Source organism: Acinetobacter sp. ABJ_C4_1 (assembly GCF_044538495.1).
GTDB classification, from domain to species: Bacteria; Pseudomonadota; Gammaproteobacteria; order Pseudomonadales; family Moraxellaceae; genus Acinetobacter; species Acinetobacter nosocomialis_A.
Window position 1 is genome coordinate 1 of record NZ_JBIUCQ010000006.1, and the last position, 16,193, is coordinate 16,193.

General features: G+C 39.6%; 14 protein-coding genes. 9 read left to right on the forward strand and 5 right to left on the reverse strand.

Annotated features, from left to right (window positions below; genetic code table 11):
• Positions 1-551 precede the first annotated feature (551 nt).
• Positions 552-1,604, forward strand: coding sequence for an MBL fold metallo-hydrolase (locus ACIF8R_RS09205; protein ID WP_263612847.1), 1,053 nt, complete (start codon positions 552-554; stop codon positions 1,602-1,604).
• Positions 1,605-1,672: 68 nt separating this feature from the next.
• On the opposite strand, the gene katG is transcribed toward ACIF8R_RS09205, so the two are convergent.
• From katG to ACIF8R_RS09220, 3 genes are all read right to left on the reverse strand, one after another.
• The gene (gene katG, locus ACIF8R_RS09210) at positions 1,673-3,829 is read right to left on the reverse strand and encodes a catalase/peroxidase HPI (RefSeq protein WP_396480370.1); all 2,157 of its coding nucleotides are present in this window, start codon (positions 3,827-3,829) and stop codon (positions 1,673-1,675) included.
• A gap of 515 nt (positions 3,830-4,344) precedes the next feature.
• The gene (gene ptsP / locus ACIF8R_RS09215) at positions 4,345-6,639 is read right to left on the reverse strand and encodes a phosphoenolpyruvate--protein phosphotransferase (protein WP_263612849.1); all 2,295 of its coding nucleotides are present in this window, start codon (positions 6,637-6,639) and stop codon (positions 4,345-4,347) included.
• Between the two features lie 84 nt (positions 6,640-6,723).
• Positions 6,724-7,209 carry an RNA pyrophosphohydrolase gene (locus ACIF8R_RS09220; RefSeq protein WP_019458019.1) on the reverse strand — a complete coding sequence of 162 codons (486 nt, stop codon included), beginning with the start codon at positions 7,207-7,209 and terminating at the stop codon, positions 6,724-6,726.
• Positions 7,210-7,392: 183 nt separating this feature from the next.
• On the opposite strand from ACIF8R_RS09220, the gene ACIF8R_RS09225 reads away from it, so the two are divergent.
• The 4 genes from ACIF8R_RS09225 (at position 7,393) to ACIF8R_RS09240 (ending at position 10,812) form a co-directional block, all read left to right on the forward strand.
• Positions 7,393-8,043 carry an HAD family phosphatase gene (locus tag ACIF8R_RS09225; RefSeq protein ID WP_199943537.1) on the forward strand — a complete coding sequence of 217 codons (651 nt, stop codon included), beginning with the start codon at positions 7,393-7,395 and terminating at the stop codon, positions 8,041-8,043.
• Positions 8,044-8,194: 151 nt separating this feature from the next.
• Positions 8,195-9,634: a DUF2252 domain-containing protein gene (locus ACIF8R_RS09230; RefSeq protein WP_396480372.1), complete on the forward strand. Its 1,440-nt coding sequence runs from the start codon at positions 8,195-8,197 to the stop codon at positions 9,632-9,634.
• Positions 9,635-9,688: 54 nt separating this feature from the next.
• Entirely contained in the window at positions 9,689-10,432 is a 744-nt protein-coding gene (locus ACIF8R_RS09235) for a sporulation protein (RefSeq protein ID WP_396480374.1), read from the forward strand.
• A 128-nt stretch (positions 10,433-10,560) separates the two neighbouring features.
• Positions 10,561-10,812 (forward strand): hypothetical protein, encoded by a 252-nt coding sequence (locus ACIF8R_RS09240; RefSeq protein ID WP_396480376.1) that lies wholly within the window; start codon positions 10,561-10,563, stop codon positions 10,810-10,812.
• Between the two features lie 5 nt (positions 10,813-10,817).
• Here ACIF8R_RS09240 and ACIF8R_RS09245 read toward each other — a convergent pair whose 3' ends face one another.
• Positions 10,818-11,678 carry a LysR family transcriptional regulator gene (locus ACIF8R_RS09245; RefSeq protein ID WP_396480378.1) on the reverse strand — a complete coding sequence of 287 codons (861 nt, stop codon included), beginning with the start codon at positions 11,676-11,678 and terminating at the stop codon, positions 10,818-10,820.
• Between the two features lie 117 nt (positions 11,679-11,795).
• On the reverse strand, positions 11,796-12,050 hold the full coding sequence (locus tag ACIF8R_RS09250) for a DUF2061 domain-containing protein (protein ID WP_200000243.1): 255 nt from the start codon (positions 12,048-12,050) through the stop codon (positions 11,796-11,798).
• A 237-nt stretch (positions 12,051-12,287) separates the two neighbouring features.
• Between ACIF8R_RS09250 and leuC the strand changes: the two genes are divergently transcribed.
• From leuC to leuB, 4 genes are all read left to right on the forward strand, one after another.
• Positions 12,288-13,706 (forward strand): 3-isopropylmalate dehydratase large subunit, encoded by a 1,419-nt coding sequence (leuC, locus tag ACIF8R_RS09255; RefSeq protein ID WP_213033544.1) that lies wholly within the window; start codon positions 12,288-12,290, stop codon positions 13,704-13,706.
• Positions 13,707-13,724: 18 nt separating this feature from the next.
• On the forward strand, positions 13,725-14,372 hold the full coding sequence (leuD, locus tag ACIF8R_RS09260; RefSeq protein ID WP_396480380.1) for a 3-isopropylmalate dehydratase small subunit: 648 nt from the start codon (positions 13,725-13,727) through the stop codon (positions 14,370-14,372).
• A 112-nt stretch (positions 14,373-14,484) separates the two neighbouring features.
• Entirely contained in the window at positions 14,485-15,075 is a 591-nt protein-coding gene (locus ACIF8R_RS09265; protein ID WP_396462538.1) for a hypothetical protein, read from the forward strand.
• 31 nt (positions 15,076-15,106) lie between these two features.
• Positions 15,107-16,186 (forward strand): 3-isopropylmalate dehydrogenase, encoded by a 1,080-nt coding sequence (gene leuB, locus ACIF8R_RS09270; RefSeq protein WP_077164956.1) that lies wholly within the window; start codon positions 15,107-15,109, stop codon positions 16,184-16,186.
• Positions 16,187-16,193: the final 7 nt, after the last annotated feature.

Genomic DNA, 16,193 nt, shown 5'->3' on the forward strand with positions numbered 1-16,193 from the left:
TTAATCTACCTTCACAATCAAATTTATTTTAAATTTTAGTAATAAATTTTAATTAGTTTTAGGAAATCACTTAAAGTTTTCTCATATTATGAAAAAAGAATAATTAATTCAATTGTTGAGGCTCTGATTTTTCGAACAAAAAATGTGTCTAGAGTATTTTTTTAGTAAATGTATCATGCTTATATTTCTATATTTTTTCAGTTTTTCTCATTTTATTTATGTTCAATAAAATTTGATGAATTTAAGCAACTTTAAAAATAATGGATTAACTAAGATAAAAGTAGTTCACCCCTCAGTTATAGGTTACCTATTATATACTATTGTTATGTTATACAGTAGCTTTTAATAACAACTGTAAGTAACGAATCACAAACTCAACACATCTAAACATTTTTTTGTGGCACTTTAGATTGACGTATGTCGGCGGCGACAAAATAAAGGGATATTTATATGATAAATAAGTGTAAGTGTCATAGCTTAATTTATTTAAATCGCTAAGATAGAAAACAGAATGATTCATCCTCCTGATGCTACAACCGTAGAATAAGCCCATGAAAGACAAGCCGACATTAACTTATCAATTGCCGACTCAGTCCTGTTGGACGCATACATGGATAAAACCACCTTTTTGTCATCCTGAATTGGGCCATGAAAAAGACACACGTTTTTATAATCAGCAGCCTAGATCGCCTGCACGAGGATCGAAAGAATTATTGCGTTGGTTAGTGACTCGTGAATCTTATACATGGAACGTCGATATTCAGAATGAGTATGAGGTACGTGTTAATACGCCAATTGCTTTACCGCAGAATCGTCCTCATGCAGACTTAGATGATTGGCAAGTTTGGTTTGTAGGTCACGCCACTGTACTCATTCAAATTGGACCATATAACTTTATTACTGACCCAGTCTGGTGTGATTATGCGAGTCCACTGCATGGCCGTGGCCCGCGCCGTGTATGTCCAGCGGGTTTTGCATTGGAACAGTTGCCAACCATTCATGGGGTTTTATTGAGCCATAATCATTACGATCATATGGATTTAGCAACGCTTGAATGGCTACATAAAAAATTCGCTATGCCGATTTATACAGGGCTTGGCAACGGGTTTTATTTGCCTAAAGAGTTCCATGTGATTGAAATGGATTGGTGGCAGGAAATTCCTTATCACGAGTTAAGAATTGTTTATACACCTGCTCAACACGGTTCGGGGCGGGGCTTACGTGACCAAAATAAAGCACTTTGGGGTGGCTTTTCGGTTTTAGCAAAAACAGGACATTGTTTTTTTGCTGGTGACACTGGCTATGCAGGGCACTTCAAACAGATACATGCACGTTATGGCGCACCGCGTGTTGCCTTACTTCCAATCGGAGCTTATGAACCGCGTAAACTAATGAGCTATGTTCATATGAATCCTCAAGATGCAGTTCATGCACATTTAGATTTACAAGCGCATCGGTCTGTTGCGATTCACTATCGAACTTTTCAGTTAACAGATGAAGATCGGGAAGATCCTGAACATGCGTTAGCTCAAGCGATTAAAGCATCATCAAAACTTGCTAATCCTTTTTATTGCATTCGAGAAGGGCATAAATTGACTGTCTAAAACGCTATTATTTTTATATTAAAAAAGCCAGTTCAATTTGAACTGGCTTTTTATTATTTTGACTAAAATTAAGCTAAGTCAAAACGGTCAAGGTTCATAACTTTTGTCCATGCTGCAACAAAGTCTTGAACAAATTTTTCTTTACCGTCGGCTTGAGCATAAACTTCTGCTAATGCACGTAAGATTGAGTTCGAACCAAAGACTAAATCATTACGTGTTGCAGTAAATTTGACTGCACCTGTCTTACGGTCTTTGCCTTCAAATACTTCACTTGTTGAATCAACAGGTGCCCATACATTCGACATGTCGAGTAAGTTCGTAAAGAAATCTGTGCTGAGTACACCAACTTGCTGAGTGAATACACCATGTTGTGATCCATCCCAATTGGTGCCCAGTACACGTAAACCACCAATTAATGCAGTTAACTCTGGTGCAGTCAAAGTCAGTTGTTGGGCTTTATCAATCAATAAGATTTCAGCTGGTGTGTTAATACCTTCTTTCTTCCAGTTTCTAAAGCCATCAGCAGCGCCGAGTAGTAATTGGAAAGTTTCGATATCAGTTTGACTTTGTAATGCATCAACGCGACCAGAAGCAAATGGAACGCTAACGTTAAAACCTGCCGCTTGAGCAGCTTGCTCTACACCAACGTTACCTGCAAGCACAATTAAGTCAGCCAATGACAATTGAGTTGATGGTTTGAGTTCTTCAATTTTAGTTAAAGTCTCAACAGCTTTTTTATTGACTTCCCAACCACGTTGAGGAGCTAAAGCAATACGTGCACCGTTTGCACCACCGCGTTTGTCTCCACCACGGAATGTTGATGCTGATGCCCAACCAAGAGAAACTAACTCTCCAGCAGATAATCCTAATGCAGCGATTTTTGCTTTTGCATCAGCAATGCTTGCAGCAGATGGAATAGCGCTGGCAGCAGGTAATGGGTCTTGCCAAATTAAATCTTCAGCAGGGACTTCAGGACCTAAATAACGCGCTTTGGGACCCATATCGCGGTGAGTTAATTTGAACCATGCACGAGCAAAAGCATTTGCAAACGCTTGAGGGTCGTCATGGAAGCGACGAGAGATCTTTTCAAACTCAGGATCAAAACGTAAGGTCAAATCTGTAGTCAGCATTGTTGGCTTACGTTTAACTGATGGGTCGAAAGGATCAGGAATGATTGCCTCAGCATCTGCTGCGACCCATTGAATTGCACCAGCAGGTGAACGCTCTTGTACCCACTCGTATTTGAATAGGTTTTCAAAGAAGTGATTGCTCCATTGTGTTGGAGTTTGTGACCAAATCACTTCTAAACCTGAAGTAATTGCATCTTTACCAACACCTGTACCAAAGCTATTTGACCAGCCAAAGCCCATTTGCTCAATTGGTGCTCCTTCTGGATCAGCATGAACATGATCAGCAGAGGCTGCCCCATGGGTTTTACCTAAAGTATGACCACCTGCAATCAAGGCAACAATTTCTTCATCATCCATTGCCATGTTGCCAAAAGTCGCACGAATAAACGGTGCAGCTGATCTTGGGTCACCACTGGCTTCTGGACCTTCAGGGTTTACATAAATTAGGCCCATTTCGGTTGCAGCAAGATTACTGCCTGCCAAAGCTTCAGAGTTACGATGAGCTAACCATTCTTTTTCATCGCCCCAGTTTACATCGTTGTCTGGTTCCCACACATCTTCACGACCAGCACCAAAACCAAAGGTACGGAAGCCAGAAGACTCAAGTGCAATATTTCCGGCAAGAATAAATAAATCTGCCCATGATATTTTTTGACCGTATTTTTGTTTAACTGGCCATAATAAACGACGAGCTTTATCTAAACTTGCATTGTCAGGCCAGCTATTTAAAGGGGCAAAACGTTGTTGACCACGACCCGCACCACCACGGCCATCACCCATACGATAAGTACCGGCAGCATGCCATGCTAAACGAATAAATAAACCTGTGTAACTTCCCCAATCGGCTGGCCACCAATCTTGAGAATCGGTTAATACATTTTTGATATCGGCTTTGAGTGCGTAGTAGTCAATTTTTTTAAATTCTTCGCGGTAATTAAAATCTTTACCAAGTGGGTTAGAGCGTTCCGAGTGTTGATTGAGCAAGTCAACGCGTAATTGATTTGGCCACCAGTGCAAATTAGTCGTGCCACCACCGACTGTGACTTGCGGTTTTGAGTTATGACCTGAAAAAGGACATTTTGATTCGTTTGACATGATTATATTCTCTCTGGGTAATATTTATTTGAGCTCTTAATGGAACCGAAGGCTCATTTTCCTGGACTTCTGGGTTAAAAAAATGATGCATATCGAATAAAGGAATGAGAGAACAAGTGGTGAGATAAACCGTTTTAAAATTTTTCACTGTTATGTCAGCTCATCATTTTTACTCAACAATACATGAGTTTCCTTTGTTTATTATTCCTCCAATTTACTGCATGAAGGCTAAAAAACAAGAGGGAAAATGGTTCGACTTTTGCAAATAATGATGCACGGCATGAGCTCCTTAATCATTGAAACATCGCAATATCTTTCAATTTCGTTCTTTAAATATACTAGAATCTGATTGTTTATTTTTCAAATGGATTAAATTGTCCATATTAATAGATAAAACCGATTTTAACGGTGAAGTAAAATTGTTGAGTACGGTAAATGTGAATCTGAAAATAAAAGAGAAAATCTAAAAAATAGTTCAATAAAAAAGGAGAGTTAAAACTCTCCTTTTAAAGTATTTATACGGTGACAAGACGGTTAGATTTAACCATATCGGCTAAACCATGCGTTTTAAAGTAGTACTCAAGCCAGCTTTTTACAATAAGCGGGTTATTCATTTTCATGACATCATCAAGTAACTTTTGGGCATCTGTCATTGGTACATGACAAATTGCTTTACGCACACGTAAGATGTTGCTTGAACTCATAGAAAGGGTATTAAAGCCCATTGCCATCAGTAAGATTGCGGATAATGGGTCACCTGCCATCTCACCACAAATACTTACCGGTTTTTGGTATTTGTGACATTCCTTCACCAGTCGGGTCAAGGCACGTAAAATGGATGGATGGAAGTGTGAATATACACTGGCAACATGCGGGTTATTACGGTCCACTGCAAGTAAGTATTGCGTTAAATCATTTGAACCAACCGAGAAGAAATCGACAAGCTCTGCAAACTCATCAATTTGTAGCAGTACACTTGGTACCTCTACCATAATCCCGATTTTTGGTTTAGTGATTTTAACTTGCTCTTCTTCTTGCACAGCTATCCAGTCACGCTCAAGTAAATAAAGCACTTCTTCGACTTCACTGACTGTTGTCACCATTGGCAACAGAATATGCAAGTTATTTAAACCAATACTGGCTTTGAGCATTGCACGGATTTGTGCCGAGAAAATCTCTGGATGATCGAGCGTAAAACGAATACCACGCCATCCTAACGCCGAGTTTTCTTCTTCAATACTGAAGTATGGTAAGTCTTTATCGGCACCAATATCGAGAGTTCGCATCACCACTGGTTTATTGGCAAAGTGGCTCAACTGTTGACGATAGATAGCACGTTGTTCTTCTTCACCTGGGAAACGTTCCCGCAACATGAATGGAATTTCACTTCGATATAGGCCCACACCTTGCGCGCCGCGTTGTACGCCGCGAACAACATCAATCATGAGACCTGTATTTACAAAAAGTTGAACTGATACTCCATCTGGAGTAATCGCTTCTTTGGTCTCATATTGTTTGAGATCTTTTGCGATTTGCTCATCTTCTTTTTGAATTTCTTTATAGCGTTGACGTAAACGACGTGGAGGGTTTACAAAAACACGGCCCTGATACGCATCCACAATCATTTCTGCATCATCAAGCGTGTTAACAGGTAACTCAGTTACACCAACCACTGTTGGAATTCCCAATGCACGTGCCACGATCACCATATGTGAATTGGCTGCACCTTCTGAGGTTACAATGGCTGCAATATTATCTACTGGTAACTCCACGAGCGCAGCAGTACTAATTTCTTCACCAATTAAAATACTGTCTGGGCTGAGTTCACGGTGGCTTGAATCTTCTTCTTGCAAAGAAGCTAAAATACGACGTCCTAAATCTTTAAGGTCGGAAACGCGTTCGCGAAGATAGTCATCTTCCATTTGCGCAAATAGGGCAGTGTGCTTTTCAATCACACGGCGTACAGCACCTTGCGCCCAATGACCATCACGAATCAGATCTTTAATTTCTGCAGGTAATGCATTTTCATCTAGCATTCTTAAGAAAACACTAAATAAAGCGCGTTCTTCTGCCATGAGTGAATCATGCATTTTTTCGTCTAAAGAACGAATCTCTGAACGAACTGATGAGATCGCTTGATCTAGAAGACGAAGTTCATGGCTAATATCTTCTGCTTCACGGTCAGGTACTGCACCCAAATCGGCAGGTGGATATAAAATAATAGCGCGACCTAACGCAACACCACCTGCACCTGAAGCACCTTGGAAGGTTTTATAGGCAGGCCCATTACTTGGCTTACGAAATACATCGATATTGCCAACCGCGTGAGCATGCGCAATTACCCCAGAAAGCTGAGCACAGAGCGTAACTAAAAAGGATTCGGCTGCTTCGCTAAAGTCTTGAGGAAGTCTATTTTGGACAACTAAAACGCCCATAACCTTACGACGGTACATGACAGGTACGCCGAGGAATGAGTTATAAATTTCTTCGCCCGTTTCAGGTAAATACAAGAAGCGCTCGTGCTTTGGTGCATTGTCAAGGTTGACAATTTCTTCACGTTGCCCAACCAGACCGACCAAGCCTTCACCTAACTGCAATGAGACATGACCAACTGATTCTGGATTTAAGCCTTTTGAGGCCATCAAGACATAACGCTGGTTGCGTTCATCGAGTAAATAAATAGAGCAAACATCCACTTTCATGGCCTCAGCAACCTGATTGACCATAATGTCTAACGATTCATGCAAACTCACGGACGCATTAATCTCTTGGACAATGCGTCTTAGAGTGTCGAGTTGCATGTTTGACATGGATGTATACTCCAGTATTTTTTAGACTATGAATGTATTTATAACAGCACTTTTAATAAAAATCATTTGCTAGATAAATGATTTTTAGGGTAATTGTTGCAACGGCAACTGTGTACACAACTCCACCATGGCTTTCCGGTAAACATCACGCTTGAAGTTCACCACTTGACCAAGAGGATACCAATAGCTAACCCACTGCCATTCATCGAATTCGGGTGGGTCTGAGAGGTTTAACTGAATATTTTTTGCAGGCGCAGTTAACTTCAGTAAAAACCATTTTTGTTTCTGTCCGATACATACGGGGTCAGAGTCTGACCGAATGTACCGATGTGGCAAACGATAACGCAGCCATCCCTTGGTTTGCGCAATAATCTGGACATGTTCGGGCAATAAGCCGATTTCTTCTCTCAGTTCTCGAAAAAGTGCCTGTTCAGGGGTTTCTCCAAACTGGATGCCTCCTTGTGGAAATTGCCAAGCATTGTGACCAATGCGCTTTGCCCATAAAACCTGTCCATCATCGTTTGCCAAAATGATCCCGACATTGGGTCGGAAACCTTCTGAGTCGATCATTTGGCTACCTAAATATTTATCTATATCGTTGACTTTAATCGCGGGGACAAACACTTTTTTATGTCCAGCTCGAAAAGATCAAAGTAAAATGTTTAAATTGCTACGATCTTAACGAATTTCTATCGACTAGCGGAGATAGATTTACATTTTTTTTCTTAAATTTCAGTTTAAACGAGAATTTTCATGAAACTGGCGTTGTTTGATTTAGACCATACCTTGTTAAATACCGATTCAGACCACTCGTGGGGTGAATTTTTAGTCAACGAAGGTTTGGTTGATCCGGTTCATCATCGTCAGATGAATGATAAATTTTATGAAGATTACAAAGCTGGCCAACTTGACCCATATGCTTATAATGAATTCGTTTTCGGTTTCTTAACAAAGCATGACAATAACTACTTAACAGAGCTTCACCAATTGTTCATGCAAAAAGTGATTCGTCCACAAATGCGCCCTAAAGGTTTCGATGCGATTAAGAAACATCAAGACTTAGGTCATACCATTGTGGGTATTACGGCAACAAGTGATTTTATTACCGCGCCAATTTTCCGTGAATTTGGTATTACTGAAATTTTAGCGACCAATGCCGAAGTGGCTGATGGAAAATATACGGGTAAAGTTGCGGGCTTGGCATGTTATCAAAAAGGTAAACTTGCACGTCTTGATGACTGGTTAGCTGGACGTAGCGTCTCTGAGTCTTGGGCGTATTCAGATTCAATCAATGACCGTTTTTTACTTGAATATGCAACGCATGCGATTGCGGTAAATCCTGATGATCGTCTTGAAAAGTTAGCTCAAGAGCACAACTGGGAAATTCAGGACTGGTCGATTTAAGATTATAGAGTTGGAAGAGCTATGTATTAGATAAGCTCTTTCAGCTCTTAATTCATTATATTTAAATTATTTTTTATATTTCTTGAAAATTCTAATCCAAAAATAAATATTGATAAGTTCAATAAAAATAAATTTTAAAAATGAGGTAATAATGTCAAAAACACCACAGATTAAATTACCAAAACAACTTTGGAATGATCAAAGTGTTGATTTAACACGCCATCGCTATCAGGGAAAATTACTGAGTAAAAGTGAAGGCTTTAAATTAGGTAAAGCTCAACGTAAAAAAGTACCGCGTGAACAGTTATCAAAGCTTTCTGAACGACCACAAGGTACAACTGCTTTAACGATCTATGATTGGAGTAATCAAGGACGGTTAGAGAAACTCAAACCGATTCGTGCAAAACGGATGAGTGTTTCACCATTTACATTTTATCGTGGCATGCCTTCTTTGATGCTATTTGACCAAGCATGGGAGCAGGTAAATACAGGTTTATTTCAACAAATTTGTGGTGATTGTCATTTAAGTAATTTTGGTGGTTTTGCAAGTCCAGAACGTAACCTGTTATTTGGAATTAATGATTTTGATGAAACTTTAGTTGCCCCGTTTGAATGGGATGTAAAACGTTTAGCAACCAGTTTTGTGATTGCGGCACGTGATATTAATCTTGCAGATAAAGTAGGTTTAAGAGCAATTAAAATAATGCTGAGTAGTTATCGTCAGCACTTATTAGAAAGTGCGAAACTTTCACCACTACAAGTTTGGTATGAAAAAATTGATGCCATTACCTTATTAGAAAATACTGAATGCCGGAAACTCAGAAAGAAAAGCGAAAAGGATATTAATTCAGCGCAGAAAAAAACGGTGTATTCTGTTTTGCCAAAGCTTACACAGCAAGACCAAGTTACAGGTTTACGTCATTTTGTAGATGATGCGCCGTTATTATGGCATCCAAGTGCAGATGAAGCATTTAGTAAAGATGTTGATGTATTCTTTCAACAATACCGTGACTCTTTGAAATATGATCGCCAAGTCCTTTTTGATCGTTATCAATGTACAGATGTGGCTTTTAAAGTGGTGGGTATTGGAAGTGTTGGTACACGATCAGCCATAGCATTATTTCAAGATGCAGATCGGGAACCGTTAATTTTACAAATGAAAGAAGCGAATCCATCAATTCTTAGTCCGTTATTTGTAGAAAAAGTAAATCACGAAGGGGAACGTGTGATACATGGCCAGCAACTGATGCAGGCCGCAAGTGATATATTTCTTGGATTTTCTTCAATATCGAATCAACATTTTCATGTCCGTCAGTTACGTGATATGAAAATCTCTTTTAATCTTAATGATATGGATGAGCAGTATTTCTATAAGTATGCTGAAGATTGTGGCTTGGCTTTAGCGCATGCCCATGCAAAATCTGGAAATGCAGATGTACTTATGGGATATCTTGGAGAGGGCGATACGATTGTAGACGTATTACAAACGTATGCAGAAGAATATGCAGAGCGCAATTTAAACGATTATCAACAATTTATGAATGAAGTTGCAGAGGGTAAAATTCCACTCGCTGGAGATGATGCGCTTTAAGAATAAGTATGCTGTTACAGATGACATGAAATAATTCGAAAGGTTAGAGAAAAAATGTTTAATAAAATTATGTCTGGTTTGGGTCTTCAAGGCGTAACGGTAGAAACCGTTTTACACAATCCAAACTTGCAAGCAGGTGAGACACTGCATGGGGAAATTAGCTTCAAAGGGGGATCATCTGATAAAGAGATTAATGGTCTTTATTTGAAGTTGATGACAATGGCAGAAGTTGAATCTGGTGACCATGAGTTTAATCAACCTTTGGTCTTACAAGAGTGGTTAGTAAATTCTCGTTTTTTATTGCCTGCACATCAAGCTTATTCTTTCCCTTTCAGTATTCAATTACCATTTGAGACACCGATTACCGAAGTCGCTTGTCGAAGAAATGGTACACGTGTTTGGATTCAAACTCATATGGATGTTGATTGGGGATTAGATGCAACTGATCGTGATTATTTAAAAGTACTGCCAATTCCCGCTATGCAAATGTTTTTACAGGCCATGCAGCGATGTAGCTTTATTTTATCAACAGTTGATGTAGAAAAAGGTCAACTTACTGCACGAAATTTTAGATCAACAATTGGTTGTTACCAAGAACTTGAATTTGTCCCTTCACGTATGTTTAGTGGGTTTAATGAGGTTGAAGTCTCTTTCGTTGCAGAACCTAATCAAACTCACGTTATGCTTGAAGTTGACCGTCATTTTCGATCAGATCAACTATTAACGATGACCATTCCACATCATATGCTTGATGAAAACCAAATGGTGCAACAAATTCGAAGCCTATTGCAGCTTTGATAAATTAAATTATGTGCATCAAATGAGAGTTTTTTATCAACTTGAAATGAGCCTTATATTTAAATCGCTTTTGCTGCATTGAGAGTAAGGGCGATTTAAAGCGGTCGTGATGATTTGTGGAGGATATGATGGATAATCAGAATGAGACCGAAGAAAAGAAGACTCGTAAAGGTAATCTTCTTGAAGAATTTGGTGGACAACTGATTGACGGTTTCATCACACTCATTGGTGAACTCTTCATTTACATTATTTTTTTATTATTTTCAGGTACTTTACTCGGTATTATCTTTGCCGCTATCTTCTTTGGTTGGGGCGTATTATTTTTACTACTACCTTTCGCTGTTCTGATTTATATTCTTCTTAAAAAATATAGTCATTAATAGCGTTATTCTTGCATCATTTTAATCAACTCTTGCATAGCTCTAGATTGTGTACGTGCAGGGTGCCATACCATACCTAATTGGCGATTCATCTCGACATCTAAATCAAGCTGTTGCATATCTTGATTCAGCAAGGTTTTTGGTAAAACTGACCAACCTAAACCAATCGACACCAACATGCGAATAGACTCAAGAGGGTTATTACTCATGGTGATTTTTGGTTTAAGCCCTTGTTTTTCGAACTCAGCCAAAGTGATTTGAGCTGTATAAGTCTGTGCGGCAGGCAATAAGCTTGGGTATTCGATTAAGTCTTGTAAGGTCAAATTCTTTTTTTGAGCCAATGGATGAAATGGAGCAGCTACAAAAACTAAAGGATCATTCCAGATGGTAATGTAGTTAAGACGCTCATCTCCTGAAGGAGGAAGCGTTAAAAATGCAAGCTCTAAATCACCAGCAAGGACCTGTTCATGCGCTTGTTCTGAATCAACAAAATGCACGTCAAGCGTAACTTGTTGAAACTGCTGAACAAAATGCTTAAGTGGGGCAGGCAAGTGATGCAGCCCGATGTGATGGCTCGTCCCGATTTTTAAACGGCCTTGTATTTGCGTTTGTTCATGACTCAGTGTGTGGTGAATATCTTTAAGTTCATTTAACCAGTTTTTGACTTTTGGCAATAATGAATGTGCAGCATGAGTGGCTTGAACCCCACGTCCTGCCGACTCAAATAGCTTTACGCCGAAATATTCTTCGAGACTATGAATACGTTTGGTGACAGCAGGCTGGGTAATAAAGAGTTGATCTGCAGCCACAGAGATAGACCCTGTTTCCATAACTTTTACAAAAGCTTCAAAGGCTGCAAGATTCATAATACAACTCTACTTGGGATAGAAAAATCGAGAGAGGCTAAAGTCGCCAAGCCAAAATCGTATCATGCTTGCAGCTAAACGTTCTATAAACTTGTGATTTGGCGTATTAATCTTAACCTAAGCAGTTGTCTCTTTTTCGTTTAAGGCTGAAATACGACGGTCTTTTGCTGCCCATACTTTTTCATGAAAGAAAAATGCAAATGCTTGTACGGTTGGTTCTAACATACTTAAGGTTAAAGCCATCCAAATGTTACCTGTTACAAAGTATGCAACTAGCATTGCTACCGTAATATGCATAATGTAGTAACTTAAGGTTTTCTTTAATGTACGTTGGTTTTTTACAACGAATTTTTGAATATTAGCCATCATCATTCTCTCTACCTATATTTGATATTTTTAGTATAGAGATGAGAGTATAAGATTAAAAATGGATTATGCAAATGATAATCATTAATAAATCCGATTTATATATTTTGTGTGATATTAATAAATACGGGAATGATTCCTAAAAGTTTTCTAATTTATAAAAATGATAAATTAGATTTATGTGAAACTCTGGCTATAATCGAAGAAAGATTAGAATTACCCAGTCCAATGGAGCAAGACGACATGGCAGGCAAAACTTTATATGACAAATTGTGGGATGACCACGTAGTTACAGAGCGTGATGATGGTTCGTGCTTACTTTATATCGACCGTCATTTATTGCATGAAGTAACGAGTCCACAAGCATTTGAAGGTTTGCAACTTGCTGGTCGTCAACCATGGCGTTTAAGTGCAAACGTGGCTACACCAGACCATAACGTTCCAACCTCTAAAAAAGAGCGAGATCAGGGCATTGCAGGTATTGAAGATGATACGTCTCGTATTCAAGTTCAAACTTTAGATGATAACTGTAAGGCTTTTAATATTGTTGAATTTGGTATTAATGACATTCGCCAAGGTATTGTGCATGTTGTTGGTCCTGAACAAGGCTTAACTTTGCCGGGCATGACGGTGGTATGCGGTGACTCGCATACAGCAACTCATGGTGCTTTTGGTTGTTTGGCGCATGGTATTGGGACATCTGAAGTTGAACACGTTTTAGCGACGCAATGTTTGATTCAGAAAAAATCAAAAAATATGTTGGTTCGTGTTGATGGCGTTTTAGGTAAGGGCGTAACACCAAAAGATGTCGTGTTGGCGATTATCGGTAAAATCGGTACCGCAGGTGGTACGGGTTACGCAATTGAGTTCGGTGGCCAAGTTTTCCGTGATATGTCGATTGAAGGACGTATGACGGTATGTAACATGGCGATTGAAGCGGGTGCTCGTGTGGGTATGGTTGCAGTTGATGATAAGACTATCGAATACGTAAAAGGCCGTAGCTACGCACCAAAAGGTGAGCAGTGGGAACAAGCGGTTGCTTACTGGAATACTTTACATTCAGACGATGATGCTGTTTTTGATGCAGTTGTTGAATTAAATGGCGCAGAGATTGAACCACAAGTATCTTGGGGTACTTCACCTGAGATGGTGATTCCAGTGTCGAAAGCTGTACCAACCTTAGAACAAGCCAAAGATGACGTACAACGCAGTGACTGGACGCGTGCTTATCAATATATGGGTTTAAATGCAGGTCAAGCATTGGGTGATATTCAACTTGATCGTGTGTTTATTGGTTCTTGTACTAACTCACGTATTGAAGATATCCGTGCTGCTGCTGAAGTAGTTAAAGGCCGTAAAGTGGCATCTAGCATTAAACAAGCGATGATTGTTCCGGGTTCTGGTTTAGTTAAGCAGCAAGCAGAAAAAGAAGGTTTGGATAAAATTTTCTTGGAAGCTGGCTTTGAATGGCGTGAACCGGGTTGTTCAATGTGTTTAGCAATGAACGCAGACAAATTACAACCAGGCGAACACTGTGCATCGACATCAAACCGTAACTTTGAAGGTCGTCAAGGTAATGGTGGTCGTACTCACTTGGTCAGTCCGGCAATGGCAGCTGCTGCTGCAATCGCAGGTCATTTTGTTGACGTTCGTTCATTTTAATTCGGTCTGGAGCAAACCATGAAAGCTTATACAGTTGAACAAGGTATCGTTGCACCATTAGATCGTGCCAATGTCGATACAGATTTAATTATTCCAAAACAGTTTTTAAAATCGATTAAACGTACTGGGTTTGGCGACAACTTATTTGATGAACTTCGTTATTTAGATGAAGGTTACCCAGGCCAAGATAACTCGGTACGTCCAAAAAATCCGGACTTTGTTTTGAATCAGCCACGTTATCAAGGCGCAACAGTTTTAATTGCTCGTACTAACTTTGGTTGTGGTTCAAGTCGTGAGCATGCACCTTGGGCATTAAATGAATATGGTTTCCGTACCGTTATTGCACCAAGCTTTGCTGATATCTTCTTTAATAACTGTTTTAAAAATGGCATGTTACCAGTCATTTTGCCTGAGAACATTGTTGACCAGTTATTTAAAGAATGTGCTGTAAATGAAGGATATCAATTAACTATTGATTTAGCTGCGCAAGAAGTTCGTACACCAACTGGCGAAGCGTTTAAATTCGAGGTAGATCCATTTCGTAAGCATTGCTTGTTAAATGGCTTGGACGATATTGGTTTAACGCTTCAAAATGCGGACGCAATTCGCGCTTATGAAGAAAAAACTAAACAGGTTCGTCCTTGGGTATTCCAAGAGATAAATTAACCTTTTGGTACATTTTAAACATAGTCATGGCGTCGTGTTCAAACTCTTGCTAACATGCTAAAGCATAACAACAGCTTAAAATTATGCACTAGATGAGGATTGGGCTTGAACAATGAAGAGGAACGTTACTCATAGCTTTTTGTTGGGCCTGTGCGCAATAACACTGAGTGCTTGTCAGAGCACTCATAATGTAGTGGATACTGTTCGTATTAAGCAGGCTGAACAAGAAAATTTGGGGCAAAATGCAGCAATATATTGTTCGGGCGCAAAAAGTTGCGAATTTGAACGGCTAAATGATATTACTGTTGTTGATGCACAGACACGCAGAATTAGTAATCAGGCAATTCATCAAGGAATTGTAAGATTAAATGGTTCGGTGTTGAGTCAAAGCAATAGCTTGTATCTATCTGTGCCTGCGAAACAATATGAAGTGGTGATTCGTTACTATCCGATTTCTCCAGATCGGGCAGAAACGATCCATGTTATTCACCAATTCAAAGCTAATCACCGCTATATGTTTAAAATGTACCGAGACAAATCTAACCGTTCGGGTAGTTTGCTGAATGTTTCTGTACCAGATCCATTATGTGTTGACTTAGAGCAGGATGGGCGTGTAATTCGCCGTTTTTGTCGACCATTTGATGTAACCACAGGACTCGGTGAATTTCTCGAACAGAAAAAACTAACACCACGACAGTCATAACGCTGTCTTGTCTTTGAAAATGGAAAACTTCATGTCTAAACAGATTTTAATTTTGGCTGGTGATGGAATTGGTCCTGAAATTGTTGGGGCAGCAGAAAAAGTATTAAATAAAGTAAATGAAAAATTTAATTTGTCGTTGACTTGGGAACATGGCCTATTGGGTGGTGCAGCGATTGATGCTCATGGTGAACCGTACCCAGCTGTAACAAGCGAGCAAGCAAAGAAAGCTGATGCCATTTTATTAGGTGCCGTTGGTGGACCAAAATGGGATACCATTGAACGCTCTATTCGCCCTGAACGTGGTCTTTTAAAAATTCGTAGTGAACTTAACTTGTTTGCTAACTTGCGCCCAGCGATTTTATACCCACAATTAGCCGATGCTTCTAGCTTAAAGCCTGAGATTGTTGCTGGTTTAGATATTTTAATTGTTCGTGAATTAACTGGTGGTATCTACTTTGGTCAACCACGTGGTATTCGTGAACTCGAAAATGGTGAAAAACAAGGCTATAACACTGACGTTTATTCTGAAAGTGAAATTAAACGCATTGCAAAAGTGGCTTTTGAACTTGCAGGATTACGTGGCGGTAAAGTGTGTTCTGTAGATAAAGCAAACGTTTTAGAAGTGACAGAGCTTTGGAAGCAAACGGTTACTGACTTACAGCAAGCGAACTATCCAAATATTCAGCTTTCACATATGTATGTGGACAATGCTGCAATGCAACTTGTACGTGCACCTAAACAGTTTGACGTAATCGTTACAGGCAACTTGTTTGGCGATATCTTGTCTGATGAAGCAGCAATGCTTACAGGCTCAATTGGTATGTTGCCATCAGCTTCTTTGGATGAAAGCGGTAAAGGCATGTATGAACCTTGTCATGGTTCGGCGCCTGATATTGCAGGTCAAAATGTGGCAAACCCATTAGCAACCATTCTTTCTGTTGCAATGATGCTTCGTTATACCTTCCGTGAAGAAGCTGCTGCTAAAGCAATTGAAGATGCAGTAGGACAAGTACTTGATCAAGGTTTCCGTACAGCCGATATTATGTCTGAAGGCATGACTAAAGTAGGTACAGCCGAGATGGGTGCAGCAGTTGTTGCTGCTCTTGCTTAATCGCTAC

Coding starts and splice junctions, on each gene's coding strand:
- ACIF8R_RS09205 (WP_263612847.1), top strand. CDS start 552: ATGAAAGACAAGCCGACATTAACTTATCAATTGCCGACTCAGTCCTGT.
- katG (WP_396480370.1), bottom strand. CDS start 3,829: ATGTCAAACGAATCAAAATGTCCTTTTTCAGGTCATAACTCAAAACCG.
- ptsP (WP_263612849.1), bottom strand. CDS start 6,639: ATGTCAAACATGCAACTCGACACTCTAAGACGCATTGTCCAAGAGATT.
- ACIF8R_RS09220 (WP_019458019.1), bottom strand. CDS start 7,209: ATGATCGACTCAGAAGGTTTCCGACCCAATGTCGGGATCATTTTGGCA.
- ACIF8R_RS09225 (WP_199943537.1), top strand. CDS start 7,393: ATGAAACTGGCGTTGTTTGATTTAGACCATACCTTGTTAAATACCGAT.
- ACIF8R_RS09230 (WP_396480372.1), top strand. CDS start 8,195: ATGTCAAAAACACCACAGATTAAATTACCAAAACAACTTTGGAATGAT.
- ACIF8R_RS09235 (WP_396480374.1), top strand. CDS start 9,689: ATGTTTAATAAAATTATGTCTGGTTTGGGTCTTCAAGGCGTAACGGTA.
- ACIF8R_RS09240 (WP_396480376.1), top strand. CDS start 10,561: ATGGATAATCAGAATGAGACCGAAGAAAAGAAGACTCGTAAAGGTAAT.
- ACIF8R_RS09245 (WP_396480378.1), bottom strand. CDS start 11,678: ATGAATCTTGCAGCCTTTGAAGCTTTTGTAAAAGTTATGGAAACAGGG.
- ACIF8R_RS09250 (WP_200000243.1), bottom strand. CDS start 12,050: ATGATGATGGCTAATATTCAAAAATTCGTTGTAAAAAACCAACGTACA.
- leuC (WP_213033544.1), top strand. CDS start 12,288: ATGGCAGGCAAAACTTTATATGACAAATTGTGGGATGACCACGTAGTT.
- leuD (WP_396480380.1), top strand. CDS start 13,725: ATGAAAGCTTATACAGTTGAACAAGGTATCGTTGCACCATTAGATCGT.
- ACIF8R_RS09265 (WP_396462538.1), top strand. CDS start 14,485: ATGAAGAGGAACGTTACTCATAGCTTTTTGTTGGGCCTGTGCGCAATA.
- leuB (WP_077164956.1), top strand. CDS start 15,107: ATGTCTAAACAGATTTTAATTTTGGCTGGTGATGGAATTGGTCCTGAA.